Origin of the sequence: Pseudoroseicyclus aestuarii (assembly GCF_003217255.1) — a bacterium.
GTDB classification, from domain to species: domain Bacteria; phylum Pseudomonadota; class Alphaproteobacteria; order Rhodobacterales; family Rhodobacteraceae; genus Pseudoroseicyclus; species Pseudoroseicyclus aestuarii.
Map to the genome: position 1 here is coordinate 237,285 of NZ_QJTE01000003.1, position 22,898 is coordinate 260,182.

At 71.0% G+C, this 22,898-nt stretch carries 23 protein-coding genes and 1 pseudogene; 18 read left to right on the forward strand and 6 right to left on the reverse strand.

Annotation, left to right across the window (positions count from 1 at the left end):
* The first annotated feature begins 43 nt into the window (after positions 1-43).
* From DFP88_RS10420 to budC, 5 genes are all read left to right on the forward strand, one after another.
* On the forward strand, positions 44-562 hold the full coding sequence (locus DFP88_RS10420) for a hypothetical protein (RefSeq protein ID WP_110814422.1): 519 nt from the start codon (positions 44-46) through the stop codon (positions 560-562).
* Entirely contained in the window at positions 550-1,605 is a 1,056-nt protein-coding gene (ruvB, locus tag DFP88_RS10425) for a Holliday junction branch migration DNA helicase RuvB (protein WP_110814423.1), read from the forward strand. The genes DFP88_RS10420 and ruvB overlap by 13 nt, the downstream gene beginning before the upstream one ends.
* A 12-nt stretch (positions 1,606-1,617) precedes the next feature.
* Complete coding sequence (locus DFP88_RS10430) at positions 1,618-2,247, forward strand: hypothetical protein (RefSeq protein WP_425450832.1); 630 nt, start codon at positions 1,618-1,620, stop codon at positions 2,245-2,247.
* Between the two features lie 94 nt (positions 2,248-2,341).
* Positions 2,342-2,722: a tol-pal system-associated acyl-CoA thioesterase gene (gene ybgC, locus DFP88_RS10435; protein WP_110814424.1), complete on the forward strand. Its 381-nt coding sequence runs from the start codon at positions 2,342-2,344 to the stop codon at positions 2,720-2,722.
* 114 nt (positions 2,723-2,836) lie between these two features.
* Positions 2,837-3,598, forward strand: coding sequence for a meso-2,3-butanediol dehydrogenase (gene budC / locus DFP88_RS10440; protein WP_110814425.1), 762 nt, complete (start codon positions 2,837-2,839; stop codon positions 3,596-3,598).
* A gap of 39 nt (positions 3,599-3,637) precedes the next feature.
* On the opposite strand, the pseudogene queC reads toward budC, so the two are convergent.
* Positions 3,638-4,330 (reverse strand): annotated as a pseudogene (gene queC / locus DFP88_RS10445) (7-cyano-7-deazaguanine synthase QueC).
* Between the two features lie 273 nt (positions 4,331-4,603).
* Between queC and tolQ the strand changes: the two are divergent.
* The 9 genes from tolQ to ftsH all read left to right on the forward strand — a co-directional run bounded on the left by tolQ (position 4,604) and on the right by ftsH (position 13,687).
* Positions 4,604-5,278 carry a protein TolQ gene (tolQ, locus tag DFP88_RS10450; RefSeq protein WP_181418620.1) on the forward strand — a complete coding sequence of 225 codons (675 nt, stop codon included), beginning with the start codon at positions 4,604-4,606 and terminating at the stop codon, positions 5,276-5,278.
* A gap of 1 nt (position 5,279) precedes the next feature.
* Positions 5,280-5,789 (forward strand): protein TolR, encoded by a 510-nt coding sequence (gene tolR, locus DFP88_RS10455; protein ID WP_110814427.1) that lies wholly within the window; start codon positions 5,280-5,282, stop codon positions 5,787-5,789.
* Positions 5,790-5,802: 13 nt separating this feature from the next.
* Entirely contained in the window at positions 5,803-7,080 is a 1,278-nt protein-coding gene (locus DFP88_RS10460) for a hypothetical protein (protein ID WP_110814810.1), read from the forward strand.
* The gene (locus DFP88_RS16845) at positions 7,080-7,472 is read left to right on the forward strand and encodes a hypothetical protein (RefSeq protein WP_146227463.1); all 393 of its coding nucleotides are present in this window, start codon (positions 7,080-7,082) and stop codon (positions 7,470-7,472) included. The genes DFP88_RS10460 and DFP88_RS16845 overlap by 1 nt, the downstream gene beginning before the upstream one ends.
* 128 nt (positions 7,473-7,600) lie before the next feature.
* Positions 7,601-8,941 carry a Tol-Pal system beta propeller repeat protein TolB gene (gene tolB, locus DFP88_RS10465; protein ID WP_110814428.1) on the forward strand — a complete coding sequence of 447 codons (1,341 nt, stop codon included), beginning with the start codon at positions 7,601-7,603 and terminating at the stop codon, positions 8,939-8,941.
* A 78-nt stretch (positions 8,942-9,019) separates the two neighbouring features.
* On the forward strand, positions 9,020-9,562 hold the full coding sequence (gene pal / locus DFP88_RS10470; protein WP_110814429.1) for a peptidoglycan-associated lipoprotein Pal: 543 nt from the start codon (positions 9,020-9,022) through the stop codon (positions 9,560-9,562).
* On the forward strand, positions 9,562-10,443 hold the full coding sequence (ybgF, locus tag DFP88_RS10475; RefSeq protein WP_342767715.1) for a tol-pal system protein YbgF: 882 nt from the start codon (positions 9,562-9,564) through the stop codon (positions 10,441-10,443). The genes pal and ybgF overlap by 1 nt, the downstream gene beginning before the upstream one ends.
* Complete coding sequence (gene tilS, locus DFP88_RS10480) at positions 10,440-11,666, forward strand: tRNA lysidine(34) synthetase TilS (RefSeq protein WP_245904778.1); 1,227 nt, start codon at positions 10,440-10,442, stop codon at positions 11,664-11,666. Before ybgF ends, tilS begins: the two co-directional genes overlap by 4 nt.
* Positions 11,667-11,767: 101 nt before the next feature.
* On the forward strand, positions 11,768-13,687 hold the full coding sequence (gene ftsH, locus DFP88_RS10485; protein WP_110814431.1) for an ATP-dependent zinc metalloprotease FtsH: 1,920 nt from the start codon (positions 11,768-11,770) through the stop codon (positions 13,685-13,687).
* 133 nt (positions 13,688-13,820) lie between these two features.
* Here ftsH and DFP88_RS10490 read toward each other — a convergent pair whose 3' ends face one another.
* Together DFP88_RS10490 and DFP88_RS10495 are read right to left on the reverse strand one after the other, a co-directional pair.
* Positions 13,821-14,771: an aspartate carbamoyltransferase catalytic subunit gene (locus DFP88_RS10490; protein ID WP_110814432.1), complete on the reverse strand. Its 951-nt coding sequence runs from the start codon at positions 14,769-14,771 to the stop codon at positions 13,821-13,823.
* Between the two features lie 66 nt (positions 14,772-14,837).
* A complete protein-coding gene (locus DFP88_RS10495) occupies positions 14,838-15,782 on the reverse strand; it encodes an L-threonylcarbamoyladenylate synthase (protein ID WP_110814433.1) in 945 nt (314 codons plus the stop codon).
* Positions 15,783-15,910: 128 nt separating this feature from the next.
* Between DFP88_RS10495 and DFP88_RS10500 the strand changes: the two genes are divergently transcribed.
* Positions 15,911-17,608 (forward strand): acyl-CoA dehydrogenase, encoded by a 1,698-nt coding sequence (locus DFP88_RS10500; protein WP_110814434.1) that lies wholly within the window; start codon positions 15,911-15,913, stop codon positions 17,606-17,608.
* Here DFP88_RS10500 and DFP88_RS10505 read toward each other — a convergent pair.
* Entirely contained in the window at positions 17,605-17,814 is a 210-nt protein-coding gene (locus DFP88_RS10505; protein WP_110814435.1) for a hypothetical protein, read from the reverse strand. The genes DFP88_RS10500 and DFP88_RS10505 overlap by 4 nt on opposite strands.
* Positions 17,815-17,921: 107 nt before the next feature.
* On the opposite strand from DFP88_RS10505, the gene DFP88_RS10510 reads away from it, so the two are divergent.
* Both DFP88_RS10510 and dgcA read left to right on the forward strand, forming a co-directional pair.
* Positions 17,922-18,947 carry an MBL fold metallo-hydrolase gene (locus DFP88_RS10510; protein WP_110814436.1) on the forward strand — a complete coding sequence of 342 codons (1,026 nt, stop codon included), beginning with the start codon at positions 17,922-17,924 and terminating at the stop codon, positions 18,945-18,947.
* Complete coding sequence (gene dgcA, locus DFP88_RS10515) at positions 18,944-19,909, forward strand: N-acetyl-D-Glu racemase DgcA (protein ID WP_110814437.1); 966 nt, start codon at positions 18,944-18,946, stop codon at positions 19,907-19,909. Before DFP88_RS10510 ends, dgcA begins: the two co-directional genes overlap by 4 nt.
* On the opposite strand, the gene DFP88_RS10520 is transcribed toward dgcA, so the two are convergent.
* A complete protein-coding gene (locus DFP88_RS10520; RefSeq protein ID WP_220032319.1) occupies positions 19,906-20,742 on the reverse strand; it encodes a M55 family metallopeptidase in 837 nt (278 codons plus the stop codon). The genes dgcA and DFP88_RS10520 overlap by 4 nt on opposite strands.
* A gap of 117 nt (positions 20,743-20,859) precedes the next feature.
* Here DFP88_RS10520 and DFP88_RS10525 point away from each other — a divergent pair, with 117 nt between their 5' ends.
* A complete protein-coding gene (locus DFP88_RS10525) occupies positions 20,860-21,720 on the forward strand; it encodes a D-amino-acid transaminase (RefSeq protein WP_110814438.1) in 861 nt (286 codons plus the stop codon).
* A gap of 100 nt (positions 21,721-21,820) precedes the next feature.
* Here the strand turns inward: DFP88_RS10525 and DFP88_RS10530 are convergent, their stop codons facing one another.
* A complete protein-coding gene (locus DFP88_RS10530) occupies positions 21,821-22,846 on the reverse strand; it encodes an endonuclease/exonuclease/phosphatase family protein (protein WP_110814439.1) in 1,026 nt (341 codons plus the stop codon).
* Positions 22,847-22,898 lie beyond the last annotated feature (52 nt).

Genomic DNA, 22,898 nt, shown 5'->3' on the forward strand with positions numbered 1-22,898 from the left:
GGGCAAACCCGCCCCGGCTGCGGTCACGCGAGGGGAGGATGCGATGCGTCTGAGCAATCTGGTGTCGGAATCGGCGATGGATCGGGCGGACTGCGCCGTCATGGTGAATACTTACGATCCGCTGCGGACCAGCCTCTGGCGGATGTCGGTCGAGGCGCCGGATGTCTTCACCGCCTTTCTGTCGGTGCACCGCGCGATGGACGGCGGCACGCTCAAGCGGCACCGGCACTTCCTGTGCTTCGTGCCCTTCGGTAGCCTCAAGATGCGCTTTGCCGGGCTGTGGAACGTCGAGGGCGTCAGCGACCGCCCGGCCGAGATGTTCGACCGCGACCTGCGTTTTCGCCGCCTGCACAAGGAGTGGAACGGTCCGCGCGCCTCGGATTACTGCCACAAGCAGAAGCACGAGACGCGGCGCTATTTCGACGTCACGCCCAGCCCCTACCTGGACGATCTGACCGGCACGATCGAGATCGACTGGCCGGATCAGCCGCGGACCTATATCCGGTCCCTGACCGACTACGATCCCGCGATCCGCGCGAAGGAGACCCGATGGTGGCCATAGAAGGCCCCGCAGACCGCAGCGACCTCAGCCCCGAGCGGCAGCCCGAGGATCGCGACCGCGCGCTGCGCCCGCAGGGGCTGGCCGAGTTCATCGGCCAGGCCGAGGCGCGCTCCAACCTTGCCGTCTTCGTCGAAAGCGCGCGCCGCCGGGGCGAGGCGATGGACCACACGCTGTTCCACGGCCCACCGGGCCTCGGCAAGACGACGCTGGCGCAGATCGTCGCGCGCGAGCTTGGCGTCGGGTTTCGCATGACCTCCGGCCCGGTGCTGGCCAAGGCCGGCGATCTCGCCGCGATCCTGACCAACCTCGAGGCGCATGACGTTCTTTTCATCGACGAGATCCACCGCCTGAACCCGGTGGTCGAAGAGGTGCTCTACCCCGCGCTCGAGGATTTCGCGCTCGACCTGGTGATCGGCGAGGGGCCGGCCGCCCGCACCGTCAGGATCGAGCTTCAGCCCTTCACGCTGGTCGGCGCCACGACCCGGCTGGGCCTGCTGACGACGCCGCTGCGCGACCGCTTCGGCATCCCGATCCGGCTGCAGTTCTACACCGAGGACGAGCTCTACCAGATCGTCGCCCGCGGCGCCCGGCTGATGGGCGTTCCGGCGGACGAGGGCGGCGCGCGAGAGATCGCCCGCCGCGCCCGCGGCACGCCGCGAATCGCCGGGCGGCTGCTGCGCCGCGTCGTCGATTTCGCCGTGGTCGAGGGTGACGGGACGGTGACGCAGGCGCTTGCCGATGCCGCGCTGACGCGGCTGGGGGTCGACGGCCTCGGCCTCGACGGGGCGGACCGGCGCTACCTGCGGCTGATCGGCGAAAGCTACGGCGGCGGCCCCGTGGGGATCGAGACGCTGTCCGCCGCGCTGTCGGAAAGCCGCGATGCGCTGGAAGAGGTGATCGAGCCCTACCTGCTACAGCAGGGGCTGATCCAGCGCACGCCGCGCGGGCGGATGCTGGCGCAGGCTGCCTGGCGGCATCTGGGTCTGCAGGCCCCGCGCAGCCCCGGCGCGCAGGGCGCGCTGTTCGATATCGACGACGACTGAAGGCAGACGACTATGCAGGAGATGACGCCCGACCGGATCGAGGCGCTGTTCACCAGCGGCGGCAGCTTCCGCTTCGCGCGCTGGTCCGGGCCGATGGCGCCCGTCGCCTTCGGCGTCGACGATGCCACCGTCGCCACCCTGCGCGCCGGCCTTTCGGCCGTGGGCACGCTGATCGGGCGCCCCTTGGCCGATGCCGACCCCGAGCTTGGCGCCAACCTGATGCTCTTCTTCTGCCAGGACTGGGACGAGCTGCGCGAGGTCCCCGACCTGGGCCGCCTGGTCGAGGGGCTGGAGGAGATCCTGACTCGGCTCAAGGCCTCGGAGGCCACGCAGTACCGCGTCTTCCGCTTCAACGCGCAAGGCGGCATCCGCGCCTGCTTCGTCTTCCTGCGCATGGCGGGGGCGATGGCGTATCAACCTGCGGACGAGCTGGCCCTGACGCAGGCGGTGCAGGCCGCGCTCCTTTGGGGCGAGGAGGCCTTTGCGGGCCGCTCCCCCTTAGGCTTGCTGCCGGACGGCCGCGCGGTGCTGCGCCCCGAGGTGGCGGCGGTGCTGGCCTCGGCCTACGATCCGGTGCTGCCCGATGCCTCGGAGGATGCCGCCCTCGCCCTGCGGCTGGCGGCGCGCCTTCCGGCAGAGTGACCGAAAAAGGGCGCCACGGCAGGGCGCCTCGTGTCACCAGCGCGGCCAGCGCATCGGGCTTCACCCCGGCCCCGCCATCGGGCATCAGGGGCGCATGACCCATCGTTTCACCCTGCGCGTCTACTACGAGGATACCGACCTCGCCGGCATCGTATACTATGCCAACTACCTCAAGTTCATCGAGCGCGCGCGTAGCGAATGGGTGCGCGGGCTGGGGATCGACCAGCTGCGGCTGAAGGAGGAGGCGGGCCTCACCTTCGCCGTGCGGCGGGTCGAGGCCGATTACATCGCGCCCGCCCGCTTCGACGACCTGCTCGAGGTCGAGACGACGGTCGAGGAGGCGGGCAGGGCGCGGCTCACCCTGCGCCAGCGCGTGCTGCGGGACGGCGTCCCCTTGTTCGAGGCGCGGGTGGTGCTGGTGGCGCTGGGCGCGGGCGGGCGGCCCGTCCGGCTGCCGCAGGCACTGCTGGCCTAGCCCGCGCCCCAGATGCGGCAAGCGCAGCGCTCCCCACCGCACCCAAGGCGGTCCGGGGGAAACGGCGGCGCGGGCGGCGCGTTTGGCCCCGCATCGCGAACGGAGGGTTTTCCAATGCGCTACGAAGGCAAGACCATCATCGTCACCGGCGCCTCCTCGGGCATCGGCGCGGCCACCGCCCGCCGCTTCTCGCAGGAGGGGGCGAATGTCGTGCTCGTGGACATCGACGCGCAGGAGATGGCGCAGACCGGTCAGGACTTGCCGCGCGAGCGCACGGCAGAGCTGGTCGCCGACGTGTCGTCCTTCGAGGACTGCAAGCGCGTCGTCGCCACGACTATCGACGATTTCGGGGCCATCGACATCGTCTTCGCCAATGCCGGGATCGGCGCGATGGGCACGATGGACGACATATCGCCCGAGGATTTCGCGCGGGCGATGGACAACAACGTCAAGGGCACCTTCAACACGATCAAGGCGGCCTGGGACGCGTTGAAGACGGCGAAGGGCACGGCGATCGCAACCAGCTCCGTCTCGGGGCTGCGGGGCGATTTCGGCGGCTTCGCCTATGCTGGTAGCAAGGGCGCGATCAGCAACGTGATCCGCTCTCTCGCGCTGGACTACGCCCGGACGGGCGTGCGGGTGAACGCCGTCGCCCCCGGCTTTACCGAGAGCGAGCTGACGGAGCCGATGATGGATGACGCGGAGTTCCTCGACCGGATGCACGCCCGCATCCCCATGGGCCGCAACGGCAAGCCCGAGGAGGTCGCCGCCGTCGTCGCCTTCCTCGCCTCGGAGGATGCCAGCTTTGTCAACGGCGTGATCCTGCCGGTCGACGGCGGGCTGACGGCCTCGAACGGGCAGCCGCCGCTGGCCTGACGCGGGCGCGGTGCCCCAGTCTTGCGAGGGGGCGCCGCCTCAGCGCGATGCCACCGCCTGCCGCCAGTAGTCCGGATCGGCGTAACCCGTCGGATCGGGCACGCCGGCGAGGTCGAAGGCCTAGCGCCGCTCGACGCAGGTGCCGCAGCGGCCGCAATGCTGGGCGCCGCCCTTGTAGCAGGACCATGTCCGGTCGAAGGGCGTGCCGAGGGCCGCGCCATCGCGCACGATATCGGCCTTCGTCCGTTCCACGAAGGGCGTGTGAAGCGCGACATCGGCATAGCCCTCGAGCGCCGCGGCCTGCATCCTGTGGAAGGCGTCGATGAACCCGGGGCGGCAATCGGGATAGATGAAGTGGTCGCCGCCATGCACCGCCGCGGCGACAGCCGCATCGCCCTGCGCGGCAGCGACGCCGAAGGCGACGGCCAGCATGATCGCGTTGCGGTTCGGCACGACGGTGATGCGCATCGTCTCCTCGGCGTAATGCCCGTCCGGCACCGCCAGATCGTCCGTCAGCGCCGATCCGGTCAGCGCGGCGCCGACCGCGCGCAGGTCGATCAGGTGATGCGGCACCTCGAGGCGGTCGGCGGCCTCCCGCGCGAAGTCGAGCTCCCTCGCGTGGCGCTGGCCGTAATCGAAGGAGACGAGGCGGGTGAGATCCCGCTCGGCGGCGACCTTGTCGGCGAGGGTGACGGAATCCAGTCCGCCGGAGCAGATGACGAGGGTTTTCATTGAAGCGTCCATGTTTTGTTGCCCGGGTTGGCTGCGACCGGGTGCGGGACGGGGCCTAAGCGTCGGCGCGGGCACAGGCAAGGCGGCGGAAACCCGCCTATCTTACCGGCGCCGGAGCGGCGGGCAGGGCCCTCATACGGTCCTGTGAGCGCGGCGCTGTTGGAAATCGCCACCGCCATCGGGTAAGGCTGCCGCAAAGCGGCCCGCCAGAGGCCCCAGGCCCCAAGGCCACACGACCGAGCAGACACAAACAGACAGGCCGAAGAGCAGCCCATGGAAATCGCCGCAGACTATTCGATGTGGGCCCTCTTCGCCCGCGCCACGCTGACCGTGAAGCTGGTCATGCTGGTCCTGGTGCTGGCCTCGGTCTGGAGCTGGGCGGTCATCGTTGACAAGATCGTGCAGTACCGCCGCGCCCAGGCCGAGGCCGCGCGCTTCGACCGGTCCTTCTGGTCCGGAGAGCCGCTGGACGGCCTCTTCGACGAGATCGGGACACGGCCCACGGGCCCCTCGCAGCGGATCTTCGTCGCCGGGATGCTGGAATGGCGCCGCAGCCACCGGCAGGACGGCGCGCTGATCCCCAATGCCGGCGCACGGATCGACCGCGGCATGGATGTCGCCATCGCCAAGGAAAGCTCGCGGCTACAGCGCGGGCTGACCGTGCTGGCGACCGTCGGCTCCTCCGCGCCCTTCATCGGGCTTTTCGGCACCGTCTGGGGGATCATGAACTCCTTCATCGAGATCGCCGAGGCGGGCAACACCTCGCTCGCCGTGGTCGCGCCCGGTATCTCCGAGGCGCTTCTGGCCACCGCGCTGGGCCTGCTGGCCGCCATCCCGGCGGTGATCTTCTACAACAAGCTATCGGCCGATGCCGACCGCATCGCCAGCGGCTACGAGGCCTTCGCCGACGAGTTCTCGACCATCCTCTCGCGCCAGCTGGACAGCTGACATGGGGGCGGGGACGATCAAGAAGGCCGGGGGCGGCGGCAACCGGCGGCGCAGGCGGCGCGGCGGCGGCCAGCCCATGGCCGAGATCAACGTGACCCCCTTCGTCGACGTGATGCTGGTGCTGCTGATCATCTTCATGGTCTCGGCGCCGCTGATGACCGTCGGCGTGCCGGTGGAACTGCCGCAGACGCAGGCGCAGGCCCTGCCGCCCGAACAGGAAGAACCGCTGGCCGTCACCATCGCCGAGGACGGGACCCTGACGATCCAGGAGACCCCGGTCGAGGAAGAGCAGCTTGTCGACCGCCTGCGCGCCATCGCGGCAGAGCGCGACAGCGACCGCATCTACCTGCGCGCCGATGGCCGCAATGCCTGGAACCGCGTGGCCGAGGTCATGGGCGCGCTGAACGGCGCGGGCTTCAACAACATCGGGCTGGTGACGGATATCGGCGGGTCCGATTTCGGTGGCGGCGCTGCCGCTGCCCCGGCGGCGGCGCAGCCGTCGGACGGCTGAGGGGGCGCGGGCGGTGAGTCCGGGCGCATATGTCTCTGCCGGCGGCCATGTCCTGGTCATCGGCTGGCTGCTCTTCGGCATCGGCATGAATGCCGAACCGATGGAGTTCCAGGTCGCGGACGTCTCCGTCGTCTCGGGCGACGAATTCGCGCGCCTCGTCGCGGCCTCCTCTCCCACTCCGGCGGAAGAGGCGGTGGAGGCCCCGGTCCCCGAGGCCGAGCCCGTGCCCGAGCCTGCCCCCGCACCCGAGGCGCAGCCGGCCCCGCCGGCCGAAGCCGCGCCCCCCAGCCCCGAGGCCGAGGCGCCGCCCCCCGAGGCGCCCGCCCCGACCCCCGCGCCCGAGGCCCCGGCCGAGGAAGCGCCGCCGCCGCCCGCGCCCGATCCCCTGCCGACGCCGCCCGCCGATCTGGCCGAGACGGTGCCCGAGCCTGTGCAGCCCGCCCCCGAGACGGGCCCCGTCGTGGCGCCGCAGGCCGCGCCCCGCCCGGCAGAGCGTCCGGCCGACCGCGTCGCCGCCCAGCCGGTGGCGCCGACCCCCGATGCCGCCGTCTCGGACGAGATCACGCAGGCCGCCTCGCCCGAGGCCGAAAGCCTCGAGGCCGCCGAGGAAGAAGAGGTGACAGCCGCCCCCGAAGAGGCCGCGAGCGAGATCGTGACCGAAGCCGAGGAGGCCGAGGAGGTCGAGGAGCAGCCGCAGGAGGATGCCCCCGAGGGCGAGGACGCGCAGACTCAGATCGCCCGCGCGCCCGCTTCGGCCCCGCGGCCGCCCGTGCGGCCCGACCGCCCGGAGCCGGAGCCCGAGGCCCCGGCTGAGCCCGCGGCCGCGCCGCAGACCCCGGCCGAGACCTCCGTCGCCAGTTCGGACAATGCCGAGACGCCGGCCCCCGCGCAGGAGGATGCCGTCGCCGATGCGCTGGCCGCCGCGCTTGCGGGCGGCGAGAGTGGAAGCCCCGCGCCCGCCGCCAACCAGGGCCCGCCGATGACCGGATCCGAGCGCGACGCCTTCCGCGTGGCGGTGCAGGACTGCTGGAACGTCGATGTCGGCTCCGAATCCTCGCGCGTGACGATCACCGTTGGCTTCTCGCTGGATCAAAGCGGCCGGGTGACCGGCGATGTCGGCCTGCTCGAAGGGTCGGGCGGTACCGATGCCGCGGTGCAGGCCGCCTACCAGGCTGCGCGCCGGGCCGTGCTGCGCTGCCAGCGCGACGGCTACGACCTGCCGGCGGATAAATACGCGCAGTGGCAGGACGTCGAGATGACCTTCGACCCCTCCGGCATGAGGATGCGGTGATGCGGTATAAGCGCTTTCCTCGGCTTGGTGCTGCCATGATTATCGGAGCAACATCAGCAGCCGCCGATCAGGCTCCGCCGCAAGCCACGGCGGAGGAGGTCAGCGCTTTGGTGGCTGACGTTCAGCCTTGCTGGAACATCGACCTCGGCTCCGCTGCCGGACGTATCATGATCACGGTTGCGTTCGATCTCGATCCCGAAGGGCGAGTGGTCGGAGATGTCCGTCTGTTGAAGGCGCCGCCCAGCAACGAGGTAGTGGTGGAGAGCGCTTTTCAAGCTGCCCGACGGGCAGTGCTACGCTGCCAGGGTGCCGGCTACGAGAGCATCTCTTCAGGCGGCGAGTCTCGAAGTGTCAGACTGACCTTCGACCCCTCCGGCACGAGGATGCGGTGATGCGGCAACACATCGCGGCGGAAACGCAACACGAAGAACCCTGCGGCCTGCTGCCGCGTTTGCCCGCCATACTGCGGGCGCAGCGGGGCGGCAGAATCCCCGCGCGACCAACCGGAACGAGGAACCCGATGCTGACCCGAGTCTTCGCGATACTGTCCGCGGCCGCGCTTGCCGTGCCCATGGCCCTTGCCCCCGCCGCACCCGCGCTGGCGCAGGATGGCGGGCCGCTGCGCATCACCATCACCGACGGCGTGATCGAGCCGCTGCCCTTCGCCCTGCCGAGCTTCTTCGACGGCGGCGGCGCCGGGCAATACGCCTCGGACATCACGCAGGTCGTGGCCGAGGATCTGACCGGCACCGGGCTGTTCCGGCGCATCGGCTCCGAAAGCTTCATCTCGACGCCCTCGGGCTTCGGCGGGCAGGTGTCTTACGCCGACTGGCGGGCGATCAACGCGCAGGCGCTGATCACCGGCTCCGTCGCGGTCAACGGCAACCAGCTGACCGTCAGCTTCCGCCTCTACGACGTCTTCGCGGGCGGCGAGCTGGGCGAGGGGCTGCAGTTCTCGGGCACCACCGACGGCTGGCGCCGCATGGGCCACAAGGTCGCCGACGCGGTCTATTCCCGCATCACCGGCGAGGGCGGCTACTTCGACAGCCGCGTCGTCTTCGTCGCCGAGAGCGGGCCAAAGGACGACCGCGCCCGCCGCATCGGGATCATGGATTACGACGGCGCCAACGTGCAGTACCTGACCGACAGCTCCTCTCTGGTGCTGGCGCCGCGCTTTTCGCCGACCGGCGACCGGGTGCTCTACACCTCCTACGCCGGCGGCACGGCGGGTGTGCGGATGCTGAACGTCGCAGCCCCGGCGGGGCAGGCGGTGCCCACCGCGCCGGGCGAGATGGCCTTCACCCCGCGCTTCTCGCAGAACGGCAGCCAGGTGATCTACTCGGTCGCCTCGGGCGGCAACACCGACCTCTACCGCACCGACCTCGCCACCGGCAGCCACAGCCAGCTGACCAATGCGCCGTCGATCGAAACTTCGCCCAGCTTCTCGCCCGACGGCAGCCAGATCGTCTTCGAAAGCGACCGCTCGGGCCAGCAGCAGCTCTACATCATGTCCGCCAGCGGCGGCGAGGCGCGGCGCATCAGCTTCGGTGACGGGCGCTACGGCAGCCCGGTCTGGAGCCCGCGCGGCGACCTTATCGCCTTTACCAAGCAGAACGCGGGGCGGTTTCACATCGGCGTGATGCGGACCGACGGCTCGGAAGAGCGGCTGCTCACCTCGTCCTTCCTGGACGAGAGCCCGACCTGGGCGCCCAATGGCCGCGTGCTGATGTTCACGCGCGAAACCCAAGGCGCGCAGGGCGGCCCCTCGCTCTATTCGGTCGACGTCTCGGGGCGGAACCTGCAGCGCGTTCCGACCGACGGCTTCGCCTCGGACGCCTCCTGGGGGCCGCTGCAGCAATAGCGCAGCCGCTTCCGGGCGCGCCCGCGCCGTGCTAGTCTTGTATTAAATGCCCGGAACCTGAGGCAGAACGGAATTGCAATGAACAAGTTTACCCTCGCCCTGCTGCTCACCGCAGCCCTCGCCACCTCTGCCTGCACCCGCCCCGACCGCTTCGGCGCCGGTGCCGGTGGTGCCGGCATGGACCCCAACGGCGGCCCGCTGACCGCCGGTGCGGGCGTCGGCCAGGCCGGGCTCGGCGGCGCGAACGATCCCTCCAGCCCCGCCTATTTCAACCAGGCCATCGGCGACCGCGTCCTCTTCTCCGTCGACCAGTCCACGATCTCGCCCGAGGCGCAGACCGTGCTCGACGGCCAGGCGCAGTGGCTGCTGACCAATGCCGATTACCAGGCCGTGATCGAGGGCCACGCGGACGAGCAGGGCACGCGCGAATACAACCTCGCCCTGGGCGAGCGTCGCGCCAACGCGGTGCGCGAGTACCTCGTCAGCCGCGGCGTGCCCTCGGCCCGTCTGCGCACCGTCAGCTACGGCAAGGAGCGCCCGATTGCCGTCTGCTCCGACGCCAGCTGCTACACCCAGAACCGCCGCGCCGTGACGGTGATCGCCGCCGGCTCGCTCAGCTGATGCGGGGCGGTGTCCGCAGGGCCGCGCTCGGGGGCACGCTGCTGTGCGCCCTCGGGTTTGGCGCGGCCGCGCAGGAGGGGGTGACCCCCGGCATGCTGACCGGAGAGACGGCGCAGGCCGGCGGCGATGCGACGCTTGCCGACATCCGGCAGGACCTCGCGGCGCTGAATGCCGAGGTGCAAAGCCTGAACGCCGAGCTTCAGACCTCGGGCACCGGCGCGGCCTCCATCGGGGGCAGCACCGGGCTCGACCGGCTGAACGCGATGAACGCACAGCTCGCGGATCTGACCGCGCAGACCGAGGCGCTGGAGTTCCGGATCAACCGCGTCGTCAGCGACGGCACGAACCGGATCGGCGATCTCGAGTTCCGGCTTTGCGAGCTGGAGCCCGGCTGCGACATCGGCCAGCTGGGCGATACGCCCAGCCTTGGCGGCACCACCGGCGCGGCCCCCGCGCCGGCCCCTGCACCCGCCCCCCAGACGGGCGGACCGGAGCTCGCGGTCAGCGAGCAGGCCGACTTCGAGCGGGCGTCGGAGGCGCTCGCTCAAGGTGACTTTCAAGGCGCCGCTGACCAGTTTGCGGCCTTTGTCGAGACCTACCCCGGCGGTGCGCTGAGCGGGGAGGCTCTCCTCCGGCGCGGCGATGCGCTGACGGAGCTTGGCGATCGCTCGGGCGCCGCGCGCGCCTATCTCGACGCCTTTTCCGGCGATCCGGCCAGCGATATCGCCGCCGAGGCCCTGCTGAAGCTGGGCACCGCGCTTGTCGCGCTGGGCCAGACGCAGGACGCCTGCGTAACGCTGGGCGAGGTCGAGACCCGGTTCCCCGGCGCGCCCGAAGTGGCGCAGGCGCAGGCCGCGCGGGCTAGCGCCGGCTGCCAGTGACCCGCGCGCGGCGGGATCCCAGCGATCCCGCCGCCGCGCTTGCCGCGGCCCTGCCGCCCGCGGGGCGCATCGCCGTCGCCGTCTCTGGCGGCAGTGATTCGACCGCGCTGCTGCTTCTGGCGCAGCAGGTCGCCCCCTCTCGCCTGTCCGCAGTTACCGTCGATCACGGGCTGCGCCCCGAGGCGGCCGACGAGGCGCGGCAGGTCGCCGCCCTCTGCGCCCGGCTGGGGGTGCCCCATGCGGTGCTGCGCTGGGAGGAGGCGGGGCAGGGCGGCAACCTCATGGATCGCGCCCGCCGCGCCCGCCGAGGCCTGATCGCCGAATGGGCGCGGGAGCAGGGCGTGGATCACGTGCTGCTCGGCCATACCGCCGACGATCAGGCCGAGACCTTCCTCATGCGCCTTTCCCGCGCGGCGGGGATCGACGGGCTTTCGCCCATGGCCGCCCGCTGGGACGAAAGCGGCGTGACCTGGCATCGCCCGCTGCTGCGGCAGGGGCGCGAGGATCTGCGCGACTGGCTGCGCGGGCAGGGCGCCGGCTGGATCGAGGATCCGACCAACGCCGACCCCCGCTTCGAGCGGGCGCGCATCCGCCGGCTGCTGGCGCTGATGGCGCAGGAAGGGCTGGGCGCGCAGACGCTGGCGCAGGTCTCGCGCCAGATCGGCACGGCGCGCGAGGCGCTGGACCGGCAAGCCGAGGAATTGGCCGCGCGCGCGCTGGTGCAGGATCGCGGCGATGTGATCCTGCACCCCGCGGCCTTGGCGCAGGCCCCGGCCGAGGCGCGGCGCAGGCTGCTGGTCGCCGCCCTGCGCTGGATCGGCCAGCGCGATTATCCCCCCCGCGCCGCCGCGCTGGAGCGGCTGGAGGCCTGCTTGCTCAAGGGGCGCGGCGGCGTGCTGAACGGGGTGCGGCTGCTGCCCGCGCCTGCGCCCCGCCTCACGCGCGAGGTGCAGGCCGTAGAAGGGCTTAGCGCCCCGCCCGGCGCGCTCTGGGATGGCCGCTGGCGCGTCGAGGGGCCGTTCCGGCAGGGCGATACCATCGCCGCATTGGGCGAGGCCGGGCTGTCGCAGGTGCCGGGCTGGCGCGAGACCGGGCTCCCCCGCGCGAGCCTTCTGGCCGCGCCCGCCGTCTGGCGGGACGGGGCACTGATCGCGGCGCCGCTGGCCAGGGTCGAGCGGCGGTGGACCGCGCGAATTACAGCGGATTTTGCGCTTCTGCGATAATCGGATTGAAGCGCGGGCGCCGATCCCTATTTTAAGGGAAACCCGATGCGCCCGGCCCCCTGGCCTTGTTGACGATCGGGACCCGTCTTCGGAGGTCAGTCTTGGGCAACGCTCGCAACATCGCCTTTTGGGTCGTGCTGTTCCTTCTGGTGCTCGCGCTGTTCAACGTCTTCAGCGGCGGCCAGAATTCCCTGTCATCGACGAATCGCTCCTACTCGGAGTTCGTCCAGTCGGTCGAGGCCGGCCAGGTCGCGCAGGCGACGATCCGGGGCGAGGACGTGCGCTACCGCGGCACCGACGGCCGCGACTACACCACGGTCCTGCCGCCCGACGCAGAGGTCTCGAGCCTGCTGCTGTCCGAGGACGTGCCCGTCCGCGCCGAAAGCCCGGACCAGTCGACCTTCACGACCTTCCTGCTGTCGCTTCTGCCCTTCCTTCTGCTGATTGGCGTCTGGATCTACTTCATGAACCGGATGCAGGGTGGCGGTAAGGGCGGCGCCATGGGCTTTGGCAAGTCCAAGGCCAAGCTGCTGACCGAGAAGCATGGCCGCGTCACCTTCGACGACGTCGCCGGCATCGACGAGGCCAAGGACGACCTCGAGGAGATCGTGGAATTCCTGCGCAACCCGCAGAAGTTCTCGCGCCTCGGCGGCAAGATCCCCAAGGGCGCGCTGCTGGTCGGCCCTCCGGGCACCGGTAAGACGCTGCTCGCCCGCGCCGTCGCGGGGGAGGCCGGCGTGCCCTTCTTCACCATCTCCGGCTCCGACTTCGTCGAGATGTTCGTCGGCGTCGGCGCCAGCCGCGTCCGCGACATGTTCGAGCAGGCGAAGAAGAATGCGCCCTGCATCGTCTTCATCGACGAAATCGACGCCGTCGGCCGCTCGCGCGGTGTCGGCTACGGTGGCGGCAACGACGAGCGCGAGCAGACGCTGAACCAGCTTCTGGTCGAGATGGACGGCTTCGAGGCAAACGAGGGGATCATCATCGTCGCCGCGACCAACCGCCCCGACGTGCTGGACCCGGCGCTGCTGCGTCCCGGCCGTTTTGACCGGCAGGTCCAGGTGCCGAACCCGGACATCAAGGGCCGCGAAAAGATCCTCGGCGTGCATGCCCGCAAGACCCCGCTCGGCCCCGACGTCGACCTGCGCATTATCGCGCGCGGCACGCCCGGCTTCTCGGGCGCCGATCTCGCCAACCTCGTGAACGAGGCTGCGCTGATGGCGGCACGTGTGGGCCGGCGCTTCGTGACGATGATCGATTTCGAGAATGCCAAGGACAAGGTCATGATGGGCTCCGAACGCCGGAGCATGGTTATGACCGAGGACGAGAAGAAGCTGACCGCCTATCACGAGGCCGGCCATGCCATCGTCGGCCTGAACGTCCCCGAGCATGACCCGATCCACAAGGCGACGATCATCCCCCGTGGCCGTGCGCTTGGCCTCGTGCTGTCGCTGCCCGAGCGGGACCAGCTGTCGGTCAGCCTGCGCAAGTATACCTCCAAGATCGCCATGGCGATGGGCGGCCGCGTCGCCGAGGAGCTGACCTTCGGCCATGAAAGCGTGACCTCCGGCGCCGCGAGCGACATCCAGCAGGCCAGCAAGATCGCGCGGGCCATGGTGACGCAGTTCGGCTTCGCCGAAGAGCTTGGCTACGTCGATTACGCCAACGAGCAGCAAAGCTACTTGGGCGGCTATTCCGGCGGCACCAACCACTCGGCGGCGACGCAGAAGATCATCGACGACAAGGTGAAGCAGATCATCGACACCGGCTACGAGACCGCGCGCCGCATTCTGACGGAGCGGCACGAGGAGCTCGAGCGGCTGGCCCAAGGCCTGCTGGAGTACGAGACCCTGACCGGCAGCGAGATCACCCGAGTCATCGCCGGCGAGCCGCTGAACCGCGGCGACGACGATAACGATGCCAAGCCCAGCCAGGGCGGCGGCGCCTCGATCACCTCGATCCCCAAGACGCGTAAGCCGAAGCCGACCGAGGGCGGGATGGAGCCCGAACCCTCCGCCTGACGGCGGCTTCCAGATGATGAAAAAGCCGGCGCCGAGTGGGGCCGGCCTTTTCCTTTATCTGACGGGGGTGGATTTGCCTGAAAGGCGGCTGTGCCGAGAAGGCTAGCGCGCGAGGCAGCCCCCTCTCGGGGCCTCAGGCCGGTTGCGCCGCGCGCTCGGCCCGCAGGTTCTGCGCCAGCAGGTCCATGGCCGCCATGCGCACAGCCACGCCCATCTCCACCTGCGTCTGGATGACGCTGCGGTTGATGTCGTCCGCCAGCGTGCCGTCGATCTCGACGCCGCGATTCATCGGGCCGGGATGCATGACGATGGCGTCGGGCTTGGCATGCGCGAGCTTCGCGGCGTCGAGCCCCCAGCGGTGGTAGTACTCGCGCTCGGAGGGGATGAAACCGCCGTCCATCCGCTCTTTCTGAAGGCGCAGCATCATCACCACGTCGGCGCCCTGCAGCCCCTCGGCCATGTCGTCGAAGATCTCGACCCCCCAGCGATCCGCGCCCGAGGGGATCAGGGTGCGCGGCCCGATCAGGCGGATGCGGTTCTCCATCTTGCCCAGCAGCAGGATGTTGGACCGGGCGACGCGGCTATGGGCGATGTCGCCGCAGATCGCGATCGACAGGCGGTGCAGCCGGCCCTTGGCGCGGCGGATCGTCAGCGCGTCCAGCAGCGCCTGCGTCGGATGCTCGTGCCGCCCGTCGCCGGCGTTCAGCACCGCGCATTGCACCTTCTGCGCCAGAAGGTCGACGGCCCCGGAATTGGGGTGGCGCACCACCAGCAGGTCGGGCCGCATCGCGTTCAGCGTCAGCGCCGTGTCGATCAGCGTCTCGCCCTTCTTCAGGCTCGAGGCCTGCATCGCCATGTTCATCACGTCGGCGCCCAGCCGCTGCCCCGCCAGCTCGAAGCTGGACTGGGTGCGGGTCGAGGCCTCGAAGAACATGTTGATCTGCGTCAGCCCGGCCAGCACGTCGCGCGCCGCTTCGCCGCGGCGATTCGCCTCGGCGTAGTGGTCGGCGCGGTCGAGCAGGGCGGTGATATCCGCCTGGCGCAGCGGCTCGATTCCCAGAAGGTGGCGGGCGGTGAAACTCACGGGCGGGCACTCCGGATCATGCTGGCCCCTTCTAGGCCCTGGGGCGGCGGCGGGTAAAGCGCAGGCTCAGCGCGGGGCCGCGGCGCGGCGCAGGCGGTCGTTGATCGCCCGGCCCAGCCCCTCTTCGGGGATCGGCGCGACGGCAATCGATTTGGCCCCGCGCCGGTCCAGCCGGTGCAGGCAGGAGAACAGCCGCGCCGCCGCCTCGGCCAGATCGCCCGAGGGCGAGAGGTTCATCCCCCCCGCCGCGCCATGGGCGCCGAAGCCGAGGTAGGTCTCGTCCTCGCGCGGGGCAGTGGCGTTCAGGCGAACCGACCCCTTGGGCGCGTAATGCGAGGCGAGCTGGCCGGGGGCGGTGACCCCTTCGGCCTTGTCCGGTGCCAGCAGCGGCGCGCCGAGCGCCTGTTCCAGCGCCTCGGCCGGGAGGCCGCCGGCGCGCAGCAGCACGGGCCGGTTCCCCTCGAAGCCGAGGATCGTCGATTCGACACCCACGCCGCAGGCCCCGCCATCGAGCACCGCGTCGATCCGCCCCCCGAGGCCGGAGACGACATGCGCCGCCGTCGTCGGGCTGACCCGGCCCGAGGGGTTGGCCGAGGGCGCGGCAAGCGGGCGGCCGGTGCGGCGCAGCAGCGCGCGCGCCAGCGGATGCGCCGGCACCCGCAGCGCCAGCGTCGGCAGGCCCGCCGTGACCGAAGGCGCGATGCCCGCGCCCGCGCGCAAGGGCAGCACCAGCGTCAGCGGGCCGGGCCAGAAGGCCTGCGCCAGCGCCGCCGCTTGCGGCGGGACCTCGCACAGCGCCTCGGCCTCTTCGAATGCGGCAAGATGCACGATCAGCGGGTTGAACTGCGGCCGGCCCTTGGCGGCGAAGATGCGGGCCACGGCGGTCTCGTCCGTGGCATCGGCGCCCAGCCCGTAGACCGTCTCCGTCGGGAAGGCGACAAGGCCGCCGCGCTGCAGCATCTGCGCCGCGCGGCCGATCCCTTCGGCGCTGTCTTCGAGGATGCGGGTCATGACGTGGCGTTTCCGGGCGGCTTGCGGAGGTTCGTCTTGCGGCAACGGGCGATCCGGCCCGAAACTGGCCCCGGCTTAGTCTTGCCCGCCGCAGATTCCAAGCGGGCGCCTTCTGGGAGGAGGGTCCGATGCCCTATACCGCACCGCTGGCCGATTTCCGGTTCCTGCTGCCCCGTCTCGGCCTGCCCGAGATCGCCGCGACCGAGCGCTTTGCAGAGGCCACGCCAGAGACCGCCGAGGCGATTCTGACCGAGGCGGCCCGCCTGTGCGAAAGCGTCCTCGCCCCCTTGCAGCGTCCCGGTGACCTGGAGCCTGCGCGGCTCGAGAATGGCGTGGTGCGCACGCCGCCGGGGTTCGGCGAGGGCTGGAGCGCGATTGCCGAGGGCGGCTGGATCGGGATGGCCGCCTCGCCCGAGCAGGGCGGCATGGGGCTGCCGATGCTGCTGACCACCGCCGTCAACGAGATGATGGCTGGCGCCTGCCTGTCGCTGCAGCTTGCCCCCTTGATGAGCCAGGGCCAGATCGAGGCGCTGGAGCATCACGCCGACGCCGATCTGAAGGCGCAGGTGCTGCCGCGCCTCATTTCGGGTGACTGGTCCGGCACGATGAACCTGACCGAGCCGCAGGCCGGCAGCGACGTCGGCGCCCTGCGCACTAGGGCAGAGCCGCTGGAGGACGGGCGCTACGCCATCACCGGGCAGAAGATCTACATCACCTGGGGCGACAACGATTTCACCGAGAACGTCTGCCACCTCGTCCTCGCGCGGCTGCCCGATGCGCCGCAGGGCAGCAAGGGGATCAGCCTCTTCCTCGTCCCGAAGTATATCCCGCAGGAGGATGGCAGCCCCGGCGAGGCGAACAGCCTGCGTGTCGTGAGCCTTGAGCACAAGCTGGGCATGCATGGATCGCCCACCGCCGTGATGGCCTACGAGGGCGCGACCGGCTGGATCGTCGGTGCGCCGAATGGCGGCATGGCGGCGATGTTCACCATGATGAACAACGCCCGTCTCGGCGTCGGGACGCAGGGCGTCGGCGTCGCGGAGGCGGCCTGCACCATGGCGCTGGCCCATGCGACCGAGCGCAAGCAAGGCCGCACGGCCAAGGGCGGCGCGATCATCGAGCATGACGAGGTGCGGCGCATGCTGGCCGAGATGCGCGCCGATACCTTTGCCGCGCGTGCGATCACGCTGGCCTGCGGCGCGGCGCTCGACATGGGGCGGGCGACGGGATCCGAGGCATGGACGGCGCGGGCGGGGCTGCTTACCCCAATCGCCAAGGCCTTCGGCACCGAGGTCGGCGCGCGGGTCGCGGACCTGTCGATCCAGGTGCATGGCGGCATGGGCTACGTCGAGGAGACGGGCGTGGCGCAGCTTTGGCGGGACGTGCGCGTGACCTCGATCTACGAAGGGACCAACGGCATTCAGGCGCTGGACCTCGTGGGCCGGAAGATGGCGGACGGCGGCGATGCGGCCAAGGCGCTGATCGCGGAGGTCGCCGCGGGGGCCGAGGCCGCGCGGCAGCTTCTCCCCGATCTCGCGGAGCCTGTCCTGCGGTCTGCGCAGCTGATTCAGGCGGCGACAGAGGCGCTTCTCGGGCGGGACATGGCGCACCGGCAGGCCTGCGCCGTGCCCTATCTGCGCGCCTTCGCGCGGGTGCTGGGCGGGCATTACCACCTGATGGCGGCGCAGGGGGGCGAGGCAGGGCGCACCCGCCTCGCCGGGTTCTACATCCACCGCATGCTGCCCGAAGCTGCCGCGCATCTGACGGCCATGGGGGCGGGGATGGAGGATCTGACCGATCTGACGGCCGAGGATCTGGCGTCCTAGACGTCGTCCTCGTTCACGGTCGTATGGGGATATTTCTCGGCCTCTTCGCCGGTGACGAATTCGCCGGTCTTGGTGCTGCGGGGGCGGTTGGTGGGCTCGCCCTCGGGGTCCTCGGACATCGTCGTCTCGGGGTTCTCGCGCGCGGTCTCTTCGCTGACGTAGCTGCCGTCGACGGCGCTGCGGTGGTTCTTGTCCTGCTCGGCCATGGGGCTCTCCTGTCACGATGGGGTGGCGCCACGGCGCGGCGCCTTCGGATCGCAACCGCAACGGGCGGCAGAAGTTCACGGCTTCGCCGCCGCAGGAAAGGCTGCCGATGACCGATGCGATGGAGGCCACTCCGCCGCCCGAGGGCGCTGGGGCCGTCGAGGTTGCGCCGGGCGTCCTCTGGCTGCGCCAGCCGATGCCCAGCTTCGTCGAGCATGTGAACATCTTCGCGCTGGAGGAGGGGGAGGGCTGGTGCGTCATCGACACCGGCTTCGACAGCCCCGAGGCGCGCGCGCTGTGGGAGGCCTGGCTTACCGGCCCGCTGAAGGGTCGGCCCCTGCGCCGGATGATCGCCACGCATCACCACCCCGATCACATCGGTCTCGCCGGCTGGCTTTGCGCGCGCTTCGGCATCCCGCTGGAGATGCCGCGCAGCGGCTACTTTCTGGCGCGCTGGCTGCTGGCCGAGGCGCATGAGGTGCCGCCGCAGGCCATGCTGGACTTCTGGCATCGTGCCGGGATGGATGCGCAGGTGCTGGCGGTGAAGGCGCGGCAGCGCCCCTCGGCCTTCAGCGGCGCGGTGCATCCTCTGCCCGAGGGCTACCTGCGCCTGCGCGAGGGGCAGCAGATCCGCTTCGGCGGGCGCCTGTGGCAGATCCGCATGGGCGAGGGGCACGCGCCCGAGCATGCCACTTTCTGGAGCTGCGACGACGATCTGGTGATCGGCGGCGACCAGCTTCTGCGCCGATCCAGCCCCAACCTCGGTGTCCAGTTCTACGAGCCCGAGGCCCCGACGGTGCGCGACTGGATCGCCAGCGCCGAGGCGCTGGCCGCCCATGCGCGCGAGGATCACCTCGTGCTGCCGGGCCATGGCCCGGTTTATCGCGGGCTGCCCGCGCGGCTGGCGCATATGGCGCGGCGGCACCGGGACGCGCTGGACCGGCTCGAGGCGCATCTGAACCGGCCGCGGCAGGGGGGCGATTGCTTCTCCCCCCTGTTCCGGCGCAGCATCGGGCCCGAAATCTACGGGCTGGCCCTGGCCGAGACGCTGGGCCATCTGAACACGCTGACCGCCCAGGATCGCGCCCTGCGCGAGACCGGGGCGGACGGCATCTGGCGCTGGAGAAAGACATGACCCTGACCACCGCGCGGCACAGCTTCCCCCTGGCCGAGGCCTTTACCATCGCCCGCGGCACGAAGACGGCGGCCGAGGTGCTGACCGCCTCCGTCACGCGCGGCGGCGTCACGGGCCGGGGCGAATGCGTGCCCTACGCCCGCTACGGCGAGAGCCTGGATTCGGTCGAGGCCGAGATCGCCGGCCTGCCGCAGGACGTGACCCGCGCGCAGCTTCAGGGCCTTCTGCCTGCCGGGGCCGCCCGCAACGCCGTCGACTGCGCGCTTTGGGATCTGGAGGCGAAGCAGGCCGGGCTGCGCGCCTGGGACCTGGCCGGTCTGCCGGCGCCGGGGCCCGAGGTCACGGCCTATACCCTCTCGCTGGACAGCCCCGAGAAGATGGAGGCGCAGGCCCGCCGCCATGCCGCGCGGCCCTTGCTGAAGATCAAGCTCGGTACCCCCGACGACATGCCGCGGCTCGAGGCGGTGCGCCGCGGTGCGCCGAAGGCCCGGATCATCATCGACGCCAACGAGGGCTGGAGCGCCGAGGTCTATGCCGATCTCGCGCCGCATCTGCTGCGGCTGGGGGTGGAGCTTGTGGAACAGCCGCTGCCCGCAGGGGACGACGCGATGCTGGCCGAGATCGCGCGCCCGCTGCCGGTCTGCGCCGACGAAAGCTGCCACGACCGGGGCAGCCTCGCGGCGCTCAAGGGCAAGTACGACGTCGTCAACATCAAGCTCGACAAGACCGGCGGGCTGACCGAGGCGCTGGCCCTGCGCGAGGCGGCGCTGGCGCAGAGATATCGCGTCATGGTCGGCTGCATGGTCGGAAGCTCGCTCGCCATGGCGCCGGCGGTGCTGGTGGCGCAGGGCGCCATGGTCACCGACCTCGACGGCCCGCTGCTGCTGGCCGAGGACCGCGAGGACGGGCTGGTCTTCGATGCGGCGGGTGTGCACCCGCCGGCGGCGGCGCTCTGGGGCTAGTCCAGCCCCGCCGCCATCAGCGCGAAGGCCGTGAGGACGCGGATCGCCTCCTCGTGCGTTTCGGCGCCGAAGCGGATGCAGCGGCTGCCGATGCGTTCGGTCCCCGGCAGCAGGGCGGCGGCATCGGCATAGGCCTGCTGCGTCAGCGTCACGCGCAGGTCCAGGGGCGGGCTGCAGGGCGCCTCGGGCGCGCGACAGCCCGCCTTGCGCACCGCCTCGGCCACGTCCTCCTCGATCAGCGCGCAGGCGGCGGCGGGGGCGAGGCTGTCGGCCGCCGCGGCGCCGAGCGCATGCTTGACCACGATGCGGCGGGCGCGCGGGAACTGCGCCGTGACCTCCTCGCAAAGGCAGTCGTCGCCCGAGACGGCCAGCAAAGGCACCCCCAGCTCGGCGGCATGGCCGCCAAAAAGCGTCGGCTCGCCCGCCAGAAGGCCATTGACCCTCACCTCCGCGAAGGCGCGGCCGCTGATGGTATGGGCCAGCACGCCGCGCGCGCCTGCGGCGGCATGCCAGCCGATCAGCACCAGCCCGTCGAAATCCTCCGTCAGCCCCTCGGTCATGGAGCCAGGCCGGGGCGTGCCCTGCACCAGCCGCGCCCGGGGATCGAGCCGATCCGGCGGGATGTTCGACATCGGACCGTGGGAATCGGCCACCGTCACCTCGGTCGCGCCGCCGGTGAAGGCGCCGCGCACCGCGGCATTCGCCTCCCCGACCATCAGCAGGCGGGCGGCCTCGTGGGCGGCCTCGCCGAGGCGGCCCTGCCGCGGGTGCTGGACGCCGGCGACGCCCTCGATATCGACGGAGATGTAGATGCGCACGGCGGTCGTCCCCATGGGTGCTCTGCCGTCAGGGTGCACCTCGGGCAGGGCAGCCTTTTGGCGGCAAGCGGGCTTTCCCGTGCCGGTCGGGGGCGGTACGGTTCCGGCCAAACAGGCAGCAGGAACCCAGCCATGAGCCGTATCGTCTATGTGAACGGAGATTTCGTCCCCGAGGAAGAGGCCAGGATCTCGGTCTTCGACCGTGGCTTTCTCATGTCCGACGGCATCTACGAGGTGACCAGCGTGCTCGGTGGCAAGCTGGTGGATTTCCCCGGCCACGCGGCCCGGCTGGAGCGCAGCCTGAACGAGATCGCCATGCCGATGCCGATGGAGGCCGAGGCCCTGCTGGACCTGCACCGCGACCTCGTCGCCCGCAACGGGATCGAGGACGGCCTCGTCTACCTGCAGGTCACGCGCGGCAACCCGCAGGACCGCGACTTCGCCTTCCCGCCCGAGGGGACGCCGCAGTCGGTGGTCCTGTTCACGCAGAGCAAGCCCGGCCTCGCCGATGGCGCCGCCGCGCGGGACGGCATCTCGGTGATCTCGGTGCCGGACATCCGCTGGGGCCGGCGCGACATCAAGACGGTGCAGCTTCTCGCGCCCTCCATGGCGAAGATGGCGGCTAAGGCCGCGGGCGCCGACGACGCCTGGATGGTCGAGGATGGCGCGGTGACGGAGGGCAGTTCGAACAACGCCTATATCGTCAAGGACGGCCGCATCGTGACCCGCCAGCTCGGCTCCGAGATCCTCGCCGGGATCACCCGCGCCGCCGTGCTGCGATTCGCCCGCGAGGCGCAGATGACCGTCGAGGAGCGCGCCTTTACCATCGAGGAGGCGCAGGAGGCCGACGAGGCCTTCATCACCTCGGCCACCAGCTTCGTCACGCCTGTGGTGCAGGTCGACGGCGCGACGGTGGGGTCCGGTCAGCCCGGCCCCGTCGCGCGCCGCCTGCGCGAGATCTACCTTGAGGAAAGCCGCAAGGCCGCGCTCTGAGGGCTGCGGCAGGCCCCGCGCCGCGCCAGCGGCGCCGGGCCCGGGCCGAAGGCGGGGCCGCGATGCGGCCGCGGCTTCGGGCGGGAGGGCCCCCTTGCCCTCAGGCGCTGCGGCGCAGGGGCGCGGTGATATCGGCCCAGACCGGGCGGTGATCGCTGGGGCGACCCGTCCGCTCTGCCCCGCCGCCGGTTACCTGCGCATCGAAGGCGGCATGGGCGATGCTCGCCGCCGAGACCTGGTCCGACAGCGCGGGCGAGGTCAGGATGTGGTCCAGCAGCAGCGGCCGGTCCATCACCCCGTCGACGAAGTCGTCGAAGCGCGCGGTGAAGAGCGCCTGCGGCGGCACCCGCCCGATCAGCGCATGGCCGAAGATCAGCTGCGGGTAGAAGGTGCTGCCCAGCAGGATGTCGGTGACATTATGCGTCAGGTAGCGCTGCTCGAAGTAGTCCTGCCCCGGCCCGTCGTTGAAATCGCCCGTCACCACGATCCGCATCTCCGGGTCATCGGCCACCAGCGCATCGAGGTAGGCCCGCACGCGAAAGGCCTCGGCCGAGATCCGGCGGCGGGCCACCATGGCGGCGCTGACGAACTCCAGCCGCCGGGCCGGGTCCTGGAACAGGCGCTGGCCGTTGTGGACGTATTTCGACTTCGCATGCAGGATCACCACCCGCACCGGCGCGCCGCCCTCGGGGTCCACGTCGACGACCAGCGGCAGGCGGGTGAAGCCGTAGCCCTCGAGCAGCAGGTCGCCGTTCACATCGGCCTCCCATGGCTCTGCCAGGGCACGGGTGGCCGCGTCGGTGGCGTAATCCATCGCCGCCACGGCGCCGCCGATCCGGCGCAGCGCGTACATCTTTTGCGCGCCGCCGTCGCCGCCCACCAGCGCCTCGAAGGCGAGGCCGGTCTCCTCGTCCATGAGCGCGAGGAAAAGCGCCATCTCCTGCGGGGCGCTGGGGCCTTCCTGCAGGCAGATCAGGTCAGGCTCTACCGCCGCGATCACCGCCATGACCCGGCGCGCGACGCCCTGCGCCTCGGCTGCCGTCAGCTCGCTGCTGCCCCAGCGGGGGAGAGCATTGCCGCTGAACCAGCGGTTCATCCATTCGACGTTCCAGTCCATGATGCGCATGACAGCCCCTCCGCACCCTCAGGTTGCGGCAGGGCGGCGCATCAGGGCAAGC

Excerpts from the sequence above, each read along its gene's own strand:
- DFP88_RS10495 (WP_110814433.1), bottom strand. The coding sequence starts at position 15,782 with ATGACCCGCATCCTCGAAGACAGCGCCGAAGGGATCGGCCGCGCGGCG.
- DFP88_RS16845 (WP_146227463.1), top strand. The coding sequence starts at position 7,080 with ATGCGGTATAAGCGCTTTCCTCGGCTTGGTGCTGCCATGATTATCGGA.
- DFP88_RS10510 (WP_110814436.1), top strand. The coding sequence starts at position 17,922 with ATGACCGATGCGATGGAGGCCACTCCGCCGCCCGAGGGCGCTGGGGCC.
- DFP88_RS10500 (WP_110814434.1), top strand. The coding sequence starts at position 15,911 with ATGCCCTATACCGCACCGCTGGCCGATTTCCGGTTCCTGCTGCCCCGT.
- DFP88_RS10520 (WP_220032319.1), bottom strand. The coding sequence starts at position 20,742 with ATGGGGACGACCGCCGTGCGCATCTACATCTCCGTCGATATCGAGGGC.
- DFP88_RS10420 (WP_110814422.1), top strand. The coding sequence starts at position 44 with ATGCGTCTGAGCAATCTGGTGTCGGAATCGGCGATGGATCGGGCGGAC.
- dgcA (WP_110814437.1), top strand. The coding sequence starts at position 18,944 with ATGACCCTGACCACCGCGCGGCACAGCTTCCCCCTGGCCGAGGCCTTT.
- ruvB (WP_110814423.1), top strand. The coding sequence starts at position 550 with ATGGTGGCCATAGAAGGCCCCGCAGACCGCAGCGACCTCAGCCCCGAG.
- DFP88_RS10430 (WP_425450832.1), top strand. The coding sequence starts at position 1,618 with ATGCAGGAGATGACGCCCGACCGGATCGAGGCGCTGTTCACCAGCGGC.
- ybgF (WP_342767715.1), top strand. The coding sequence starts at position 9,562 with ATGCGGGGCGGTGTCCGCAGGGCCGCGCTCGGGGGCACGCTGCTGTGC.
- budC (WP_110814425.1), top strand. The coding sequence starts at position 2,837 with ATGCGCTACGAAGGCAAGACCATCATCGTCACCGGCGCCTCCTCGGGC.
- DFP88_RS10505 (WP_110814435.1), bottom strand. The coding sequence starts at position 17,814 with ATGGCCGAGCAGGACAAGAACCACCGCAGCGCCGTCGACGGCAGCTAC.
- tolB (WP_110814428.1), top strand. The coding sequence starts at position 7,601 with ATGCTGACCCGAGTCTTCGCGATACTGTCCGCGGCCGCGCTTGCCGTG.
- DFP88_RS10525 (WP_110814438.1), top strand. The coding sequence starts at position 20,860 with ATGAGCCGTATCGTCTATGTGAACGGAGATTTCGTCCCCGAGGAAGAG.
- tolQ (WP_181418620.1), top strand. The coding sequence starts at position 4,604 with ATGGAAATCGCCGCAGACTATTCGATGTGGGCCCTCTTCGCCCGCGCC.
- pal (WP_110814429.1), top strand. The coding sequence starts at position 9,020 with ATGAACAAGTTTACCCTCGCCCTGCTGCTCACCGCAGCCCTCGCCACC.
- tolR (WP_110814427.1), top strand. The coding sequence starts at position 5,280 with ATGGGGGCGGGGACGATCAAGAAGGCCGGGGGCGGCGGCAACCGGCGG.
- DFP88_RS10530 (WP_110814439.1), bottom strand. The coding sequence starts at position 22,846 with ATGCGCATCATGGACTGGAACGTCGAATGGATGAACCGCTGGTTCAGC.
- ybgC (WP_110814424.1), top strand. The coding sequence starts at position 2,342 with ATGACCCATCGTTTCACCCTGCGCGTCTACTACGAGGATACCGACCTC.